General features: G+C 37.3%; 4 protein-coding genes. All 4 read right to left on the minus strand.

The window, feature by feature from the left end; translation table 11 throughout:
- Positions 1-4,937 (minus strand): non-ribosomal peptide synthetase (locus ABIB30_RS27055; RefSeq protein WP_354306134.1); only part of this gene is annotated, 4,937 nt, incomplete at its 3' end.
- Positions 4,934-6,955 (minus strand): lanthionine synthetase LanC family protein, encoded by a 2,022-nt coding sequence (locus ABIB30_RS27060; protein WP_354306135.1) that lies wholly within the window; start codon positions 6,953-6,955, stop codon positions 4,934-4,936. The genes ABIB30_RS27060 and ABIB30_RS27055, both read right to left, overlap by 4 nt.
- 9 nt (positions 6,956-6,964) lie before the next feature.
- On the minus strand, positions 6,965-7,867 hold the full coding sequence (locus ABIB30_RS27065; protein WP_354306136.1) for a DUF6734 family protein: 903 nt from the start codon (positions 7,865-7,867) through the stop codon (positions 6,965-6,967).
- Between the two features lie 28 nt (positions 7,868-7,895).
- Positions 7,896-10,328: non-ribosomal peptide synthetase (locus ABIB30_RS27070; RefSeq protein ID WP_354306137.1), on the minus strand; the 2,433-nt coding region annotated here is incomplete at its 5' end.

A 10,328-nucleotide genomic window follows, 5' to 3' on the forward strand; every position in this document is an offset into this window, starting at 1 on the left:
GGAACACTATCCTCAACAGCAATGCCCGTGCGTAAAACAGGGTAAGCTTCCAGCAAACGTAAAATACTGCTGTTCAGCAAAGCAACTTCCAGCGGCTCTTCCAGCCTGACAATCAAAGGAAGATTATGGTAAACAGGACTCCCCTGGTATAAATAATCTTTCTCAAACTCATCGATAAACCACATCCGGTTCTGGTGCTCAGAACATAAAACAAGCGCGGAAGGATCAACAACAGAAGATACTGAAGGAAATGCTGTGTAGTTATCGGTAAAACTCAGCTGAACCAGCGCATCAAGGCTCAATCCAGGATGTGCAATCAGCTCAGAGATCAGCCGCTCCAGCTGCTCTCCCAGTTCCACAATCGTTTCCCGGTTAAAAATATCACTGTTGTATTCGATATTGGCTATTATATCTCCTTGAACCTGTGTAAAATAAAAGGTCAGGTCATATTTACTCACTACATGCTCGACCCCCTGATAAGGGCTGACTTCCAAACCTTTCAGCTCAGGTTTAGTCCCTCCATCACTGAATAAGTCAATGTTCTGGAGCAAAACCATCACGTCAAAAAGCACGTTCTGGCTCTTTTCCCATTTCAGATCCAGCTCTTCGATGAGTTCATCAAAAGGATAGAGCTGATGGTCGAAACCATCAATACTGACCTGTTTGACCTGCGATAAAAGCGCTGAATAACTCTCATTCCCGGAAAAACGGGTACGAAGTGCCAGTGTATTGATATAAAAACCAATTTGCTTTTCCAGATCGATATGTGACCTGCCAGAAACAGGGGTACCAATAATAATATCATTTTTATCCGTGTAACGGTAAAGCAAAAGATTGACCACGGCCAGCAGGTCCATAAATAAGGTACTCCCCTGCGACTGTCCAATAGACTTTAAGCCGTCAGCCAAGGTTGCTGCAATCACCTTAGTCACCATCCCCCCGCGGTAACTCTTAGAAGACGGGCGCGCCCGGTCGGCAGGAAAAGACAGCACAGGAAGCTCCCCTGAAAACTGGTCCAGCCAGTACTGCCGTGCAGATCCCAACGAAGCCGCTCCCAGCTGCTCCTGCTGCCAGGCAGCAAAATCTTTATAATGAATCGGCAGTGGAACAAGTAAATGTTCTTTACCTAAAACATGGCTGTTGTAATATTCAAGCAATTCGGTGATCAGTACTCCCATAGACCAGCCATCACTGATAATGTGGTGAATCGTATAAGAAAAAATCCATTTCTGCGCACTCAGCTGATACAGACCAGCACGCAATAAAGGACCGCTGCTCAAATCAAATCCCTGGTTCACGTCAGCCTGGATCAGCTCACGAACTAAACGCTCCTGCGCCTGGGCATCCTGTAAATCAGTTAATGTAATACTAAAATTTGTACTCCCGGCAGGAGAAATGAATTGCTTCACTTCCCCGGATTCATCTTCCCGGAACACTGTCCGTAAAATCTCATGACGCGAGATTAACTCATTAAACGCATAATTCAGGGAAACAACTTGAAGATGACCTTCAAAAATATGGGTAAGTTGCATGTTCAGCGTAATATTAGCCTCTTCCTGCTGACTTAAAACCCATAAACGACGCTGAGGTGATGATAAAGGGTAATGAGAGTTTTCTTTTACTGGAGATATCGCAGTAAATAAATTTTTTCGATGCTGCTTGATCAGCAAAGCTTGTTGTTCCAGTACCGGAGTCATAAATAACTCTTTCAATATTACCTTCACATCAAATACCCTATGGATCATAGTGGACAAACGGGTAGCTTTTAAGCTATGTCCTCCTAAATCAAAAAAGTTATCATTTATTCCAATATGGTCTGTAACAAGAATTTCAGCCCATATTTTTGCTAATTTTCTTTCCGTTTCATTTCGGGGAGCAACATAAGTAATACCAGAATCTATACTGATTCCTTCTGTATAGGGTAATGCATTTCTGTCAATTTTACCACTTGCATTTAGTGGAAATTCATCCAATCGTATAAAATGATCAGGAAGCATATAAAAAGGCACTTTAGTACTCAAAAATGATCTGAGCGATGCAGTACTTAATAAATCACTGCCAATAAAATACGCAATCAGCTGAAGCTCTCCCGAAATGTTGTTCATTGTAATCACAATAACAGATTCAATATCCGGATGCGATTTCAAAGCAGCTTCTATTTCTCCGGGTTCTATACGGTATCCGCGAATTTTAACCTGATCATCCTGACGACCGGAGAAAAACAGGTTACCATCAGCAGACCAGCAGGCCAGATCACCTGTTTTATACAGCCTCTCTCCATCTTTAAAAGGATGAGGCACAAATTTAGCCGCTGTAAGTTCATCTTGGTTTAAATATCCTCTGGCCAAACTATCACCTGATATGCAAATTTCTCCTTTTACACCCGGAGGCACCAATTGCTGATAGCTATCCAACAGATATACCTGTGTATTGTATATTGGCTTCCCAATAGAAATATTGGGACAGGAACTATTGACTTCAAAACTGGTCGTTACAACTGTATTTTCAGTAGGACCATAATTATTAAATAACTGATAACTGGTTTGAGAAAAAGAATTTAATTTTTCTCCCCCAGCTAACAGTATACGTAAAGAAGCACACTCAATTTGAATAAACTGTTCTGCTATCTGCGTAGGTAAAAAACTAATAGTTATCTCATATTTAATATAATAACTGATAAGCGCTTTAACGTCTAACCTTATATCATGCGGAATGACATGAACACATGCTCCACTAAGTAAATAAGGGAAAAATTCCCAGACAGATGCATCAAATGCAACTCCTGCATAAAGAGTTGCATGATCTTCTGCAGTTACTGAAAAAGCATTAATATGCCAATAACATAAATTGACCAGCGCACTGTTTTCCACAAGGACTCCTTTAGGAAGTCCTGAAGATCCCGATGTATAAATCAGATAAACAAGATCATCAGGTTTATTAAAGAGAGTTTGATTATGCTGAGTGTATTCAGTTTGAACGGTTTTAAAATTTTCCAGGGCCGTGTCATCTAACAAAACTTTACACTGGCTATCAGCGATCATAAATGCGACCCTTTCTGCTGGATATTCCGGATCTATTGGTAAATAACCAGCACCGGATTTTAAGACACCAAGAATCGCAATAATAAGCCAGTCACTGCGTTCGGTTTTGATAGCGATCAGCTCATCAGGTTTGGTTCGAAAACGAGTGATCAGATAGTGAGCAAGTTGATTCGACTTTTCATTTAATTCCTTATAAGTCAACCCAATACCATCAAATATAATAGCATTATTATGCGGATTTTTCTCTACCTGCTGCTCAAATAGCTGAATAATAGTCTGATTCCGGGGATAATCGAAATTAGTCCGGTTAAAATCCACCAAAAGCTGGGTTTTATCTTTTTCATTCAGATAATCAAGCGTACTAACAGATTTTAGCGGATCTTTTAATATACAGCCCAGTAAACTTTCCAGATGAATACCCAATTGGCTGATCATATGATGATCATAGATATCAGTATTATAGGAGATATCAACATACATTCCATCTCCCTGAGGAATAAAATCGAATACAAGATCAAATTTACTGAACACATATTCATCCCAATTCTGATAATCACTGATCTTTAGCTTTCCGGAATTTCGCTGCTGATCATTCAGGCCAGCTGAATTGTCGCGTAATGTCACCATCACATCAAACAGCGCATTCCTGCTCATATCTCTTTGAATTTTCAGCTTATCAATCAACTCATTAAATGGATATTGCTGATGTTCATAGGCTCCCAATGCAACTGTTCTTACATTTGACAGTAAACTCTGGAAACTATCCTCCGCTTCAAACTGAGTCCTCAATGCCAAAGTATTGATATATAAACCAATTTGTTCTTCCAAATCAATATGTTCCCTGCCAGCTATCGGACTTCCTATAATGATATCCTTAAGATTAGTATATCTGTATAGTAAAGTGTAAACAAGCGCAAGCAGCCCCATAAATAATGTTGAATCCTGTGCTTCTGTTAATCTTCGCAGACCAGCAATCAATTGTGGATTGATTTGCTGACGGACCATTGATCCGTTATATGTTTTTACCGCAGGTCTAAACTTATCAGTTGTCAATTCAAAAACAGGTAATGTTCCTTCAAATTGTTTTAACCAATAAGATTGATGTTCTTTATAAATCTCATTATCAAGTTGCGCTGACTGCCATTCTGCATAATCTTTATACTGGATACGAAGTGCAGGTAATGGAGATGAAATTCCATTCTCAGCAGCCTCATATAACTTAATTAATTCTGAGATGAGTATTTTTATAGACCAACCATCACTGATAATATGGTGCATAACACAGGCAAATACCCACTGATGATCAGAAACTTGAAATAAACCAACTCTAAGTAAAGAATCTGATGTTAAATCAAAAGGAAGAAAACAAATTGTTTCCACACAGTTTCTTAATATTTTATCCCGATCCTCTTTCTCACGTAAATCCTGAAAGCTGATTTTAAATTCAACTTCTTCTACTGGCAAAATATATTGCAGAACTTCTCCATCTCCTTCTTCTTTAAAGGAAGTTCTGAGTATTTCATGGCGACTTATTAATTGTTTGAAAGCATTTTCAAGAGCAGAAAAATTCAATGAACCATCAAAAACCTGTACAGCCGGAATATTATATATTGCATTCCCCTCTTCTAATTGACTCAGCACCCACAATCTATGTTGAGCAGGTGATAAAGTATAAGCTGAATTTAATGGAACTGCTGGAATTAGTACCTCTGAAGACTCCTTAAAACGAGTTTGGTCGTTGCCTAATAGAAATTTGATAAGTGCATCTTTATGAATTCTTATCTGGCTGATGATATCTTGGTTAGGATTTTCATTATCAGTAAAGACTTTTAATTTCCCGTCAACCACTTCCAGCAGAATATTATGATCTTGTATATCTTTTAATAACTTTTTCATATTATAACCTGTTCTGAAAATTTCATAATAAGAATGCCTCTGTAAATCCACTCCCTGATCTTATAAAGAATTATACTATCCAGCTGGTTCAGAAAATCGTTAGTGGCTCTTGATTTAGAAATCCCGTAGGTTAGATCCTCTAATCTGCTCACAGGCAAAGACTGAATAAAATAACGGATCTCTCTGATTGCTTGTTCAATTGATTTAGCTTCACTGAAACAATACAATAAAATCTGTTTATCCTTTGACAGAAAAAATTCTGCCAGTTCAAGCTTACCATATGTTTGTATAAGATATTCAAAATCATCGGATGGAGTATCCAGATAATCGGTAAGGTATACGATTGGCCGACTCGAATCTTCATGAACACACCAATCCCATTTACTATGTAAAACCTTAACCGAACCGGATATCTCGAGAACCTGTTCCAATAACCAGGATAATGGTTTATTTAAATGGTTCATGATCCGGTCATGATAAGACTTCTCTTGTATATATAACTGAAATGATGATCGCTTTTCAGCGAAATAAAAGTCAGTTTTCTGCTTTTCAAGCTTAAACAGATCCAACAGATAAGGTCGGATAGATAATGGCAGACTATTTTGGCTCTCATGCTCTACAAAATCACTAAACTGCTGCAGAACAAGCGATAAATTATCAGATGATGCTTCAATATATGCTTTGAATACCTCATCATTCAAGTTTCTTATCCGCTGGATTGTTCTGGGATAATATTTGATAAGCAGATTTATTTTACATAAAGAAATGTCTGTATTCAGATCAATCGCAGGATAATTGATTAAAACAGGATTCAGCAAATGAGCAGCTTCTTTTTGAATTCCGGCCGCTTTCAGGCAAAAATAGATACTCCCCAGATTCCCATGCATCAGGCCACCATCAATATCGACAGGAACTGATTCAGGTGATAGTTTTTCAATAATACGCTCTATAATTTTTTCCCGGCCAGCAATTCCATCCTGTTGCGACAGCAAAAACATACCCAGTCCGGCAGCACCATTGTACAGACTTTTATTTGAAAAAACCTGATTGGCTCCCAATTCCTGCAAATAGTTATTTATTGATATAATTTTGTCATCTGCTAATCCATCTATGGTATTCATAATACCAATTGTTCCGTCTGCCCAAAAAGAATCAGTTTGAGGTTCCAGTAATTCAGAGTTATCATGGAGGGATTCCTGAATATAATCTGCTAATTGTTGTTGATTAAAAATGTCTTTTCTTCCATTCTCCCAGTTCCCGGATTTTTCTATTTCAGCAGAAGAAATGAAACGGTTGATTTCATTAATGAGCGATGATAACTTTTGATTTGAAGGGTGCTGGCAAAATTGTTCAAAGACAAATTTTATGCCTGCAGCACCATGCGCAAAACCACAAGAATCTTTTAAATTAACTTCTTCTTTATTACGCCATGAAATACCATTTGAAGAAATATTTGCTCCCGATATGATCTTAACAATAAACTCATTTATATATTCAAGCAGAAAATCAGCTTTTGAAAGTTGGTACAATTCTAAAAGTAGCAGTAAAGTCCCAGCCCGGCCATCATATAAATAATCGGTCGTATAAACTGAATTTAAATAGCCTTTATTCGCTTCAGCTATCAAACTCAGGGCATCCTTTATTAATTCTCCTTTTTTATCAATTGAATAACGTTGTATAAGTACGTATATAACTCCACCGCGGCCAGTGTAAAGCGAAAAATTATTCGATGGATTCCTTTTACAATAGGTTAATAAGTTATCAATTGCATCATCGACAAGATCCAGGTAAAATTTATCACCTGATTGCTGATATAATTCAATCAGAAACAGAATAATACCACTTACTCCCGAATCAATATTTTCAGGAGCGCCCCAATTCAAGACATTTGTATTGTTATGTGATGGAATAGTCCAATTGAGCATTCCTTTTTCTTTTCCACTCGTTTTAACAAGATAACTGGCATATTTATTAGCCAATTCTAATATTTGAGATTGCATTTCCACACTGATTTTCATGCTAACTGATTAAATTTGATTTGTTCTTACCAAGTTCATTATTCTATCATAATAAGTCGGATAATCAGCTTGTAACCGATATTCCAGTGCATCAATTACATGCCTGTCTCTTTTTAAAGCTCCAATTGCATGTATATATTTTGTTTTGTTCGGAATACCTGTAAAATCTGTAATATCACTCCAGTAAAACACGAAATCTGGGTTATAACAAGTCACGGCCTCTCCTTTTTCAATAGATAAAGCATAAAAAAGAACTTGTTCAAATACTGTATTTGACAATGAAACATCGATTTTATCAAGGCTCCGAATATTTTTATCGACAAATTCGAATGCCTTTGCTACGTAGTATTTAAAAAAATTGATGTTATTTCCGCCTAGAATACCAGCATTGATTGCAACTATACCATTGCTCTTAGCAACTGATATTTCTAATGATTCAGGCCAATAGCTGAAATTACTCATCATCTCATTATAGATTTTCTCATAATAAAGCTGATAGTAATCACCTTGTTCTTTATGCTGGCCAATTAAGGATGAGTTCTCCAGTTTCGTATCAAATTTTTCCCAGATATATACGTCGCCGTCCGCATGAATAAAGGGCTTGTTCTGTATACCGTATGCATATATTTTTCCTAAAGCATATAAGTTCTGATGATAACCATTCAGGTCATCTAAAACTACTTTAACTGAGGTATATGGCAGACCAAGTTGTTCAATCAGTAACTTATAACCAGCTTTATCGGTAACCAGTTCAACTTCATCGTAAAATTTCCTGAATTGTAAAGCACTTAATGCCCAGCTAAAATAATTATACTTTCGATCTGCCCAGCCACACTTATTTATGGCTGAAAAATCAGCATTTCCATTTTGTTGTCCTGGTTTAGACCATAAACTTTGAACTATTTTCATCATTTTATAAATTAATGCCTATGTCAATGGGTTATATTTCAATCTCTTTAAAACTATCTCTGGCCTGCTTCTTTATTTCCTGATTTAAAATAAAATCAATCTGACCACTGATACCTTCTATAGTGGGGTCTTCAAATATATTTTGAATGTTAAGCTGAAGGGCAAATACCATACTGATTCTGGATGTAAGCTGGACAACCTTCAGACTATGTCCACCGAGATCAAAAAAGTTATCTTTTATTCCGATTTTATCTTTATTTAACAATTCATTCCATATTTGAACTAATTTCTTTTCCGTTTCATTACGTGGTTCTGCGTATTCAACACCAGAATACATCCCCAAACCAACCGGATCCGGTAAAGCTTTCTTATCTATTTTCCCATTAGTCAATAATGGGAGCGCATCTACTTGTATATAGTGTACCGGTAACATATAAGCAGGTAAAATTTTACTTAAGTGTGCCCGTATATCGGTTATGTTCAACACATTCTTACTTACAACATAGGCAATGACTTCCTTTTCACCAGGAATAAAGGTTTTAGCGATAACAATACTTTCGTCAACGTCCGCATAGCTATATAATGCTGATTCAATTTCGCTTAACTCTATACGATAGCCATGTATTTTTACCTGATCATCTTTCCGGCCAAGGAATACAATATTTCCATCTGGTAACCATCTTCCTAAATCCCCTGTTTTATAAATCCTTTTCTCCGGTGAATATGGATGAGAGATGAATTTCTCAGCTGTTAGTTCTGGTTGATTCAAATAACCACGTGCCAGGCCATCTCCACTAATGCAGATTTCACCAATTCCTCCCAATGCTTGTAACTGGTTAACTTCATTTAATATATATATGGCAGTATTTGCTATAGGTTTGCCAATTAAAATCATGCCCTCACCTTTGATCAGATAAGATGTGCTATAAGTTGTATCTTCTGATGGGCCATAAAGATTTCTGATTTCTGTATTTACATAGTCCAGCTTATTTATATAATGGGATGGGATTGGCTCACCAGCCATGTTCAGGATCTTGATCCTGCTAAGATCAGTCTGGGTGCTTAATAATGCTCCAACAACACTCGGAACTGTATTTAGTAAAATCTTATCTTCTGCTATCAGATAAGTACCAATTGAAAGTGCATTGTGCAACAACCGTATTTTTTTCCCACTAATCAGTGTATAAAAAATCTCAAAGATTGATAAATCAAAACAGATCGAAGTTGTACCAAATACCACCTCATAATCACTATCCTTAAATTCATTTAAACACCAGTTGAGGAATGCGTTCACACTACGGTGCTCGATCATCACTCCTTTTGGTTTTCCTGTAGAACCTGAGGTATAAATTACGTAAGCCAGGTCTGATGGCTGAGCACCATCTTTCAAATTCTCCTGACTGTATTGATAACTGCTGTTTCTAAACGCTTCAAGATAATTCTCGTCTACCAGAACTTTACACTGACTATCGGATAACATGTAGCCTTTACGGTCCTGGGGATAAGCTGGGTCTATAGGTACATAAGCTGCTCCGGATTTCAAAATACCCAGCATTACAATGATGAGCCATTCACTTCGCTCTAAACAAATACCGATCAGTTCATCCGCGTGAATATGCTCATGTTCACGCAAATAATTCCCAAATTTATTGGATAACTCATTCAGTTCATGATAACTTAATGTATTTTCCAGGAAAGCGACAGCAATAGTATCAGGATTAAGAATAACCTGCTTTTCAAATAAATTAATAACCGTCTGATCTTTCCGATAAGCCGTATCAGTAGCATTAAAACTAAACAACAATTCTTCCGTTTCCTGTTCATTCAGGTAAGCTAATTTCCTTATCGGAACTGAAGGAGCGGAAGTCAGTGCAGACAATAATTGTTCAAAATGAACAGCCAGCTGATTTATCGTCCGCTCTTCATAAATATCATTATTGTATTCTATATCAAGCAGAATGGTATCCGCACTTTCCATAAAATTAAAAGTCAGATCAAACTTACTTGAACTGCGTTCACCATCTTTATAATGGCTGATCATTAAATCACCAGCATGCTGTTCAGCATTATAATTACCCTGATTATTGTCCAGTACAACCATAATATCAAACAAAGCGCTCCTGCTTAAATCACGCTGCAGATTCAATTCGTCAATCAACTGATCAAAAGGGTAACTCTGATGCTCATAAGCACCAAGAGTGATTTCCTTTACCTTTTGCAATAACTCATGATAATTATCTTCTCCTGTAAAACGGGTTCTTAAAGCAAGTGTATTTACATAAAAACCAATCTGGTCTTCCAGATCAATATGTTCTCTGCCAGCAACAGGACTACCTATAATAATATCCTCCTGACCACTGTAACGGTACAACAATGCATTTACCGCTGCCAGAAGTCCCATGAACAAGGTTACCCCCTGTTGTTGCAAAATGACATGGAAACGACTGAATAAATCTTGATCCAG

It is taken from the genome of Pedobacter sp. UYP1, from assembly GCF_040547305.1.
Lineage (GTDB): Bacteria > Bacteroidota > Bacteroidia > Sphingobacteriales > Sphingobacteriaceae > Pedobacter.

What these genes read in the sequence shown, in the direction of transcription:
- ABIB30_RS27060 (WP_354306135.1), bottom strand. Translation starts at nt 6,955, where the DNA reads ATGAAAATCAGTGTGGAAATGCAATCTCAAATATTAGAATTGGCTAAT.
- ABIB30_RS27065 (WP_354306136.1), bottom strand. Translation starts at nt 7,867, where the DNA reads ATGATGAAAATAGTTCAAAGTTTATGGTCTAAACCAGGACAACAAAAT.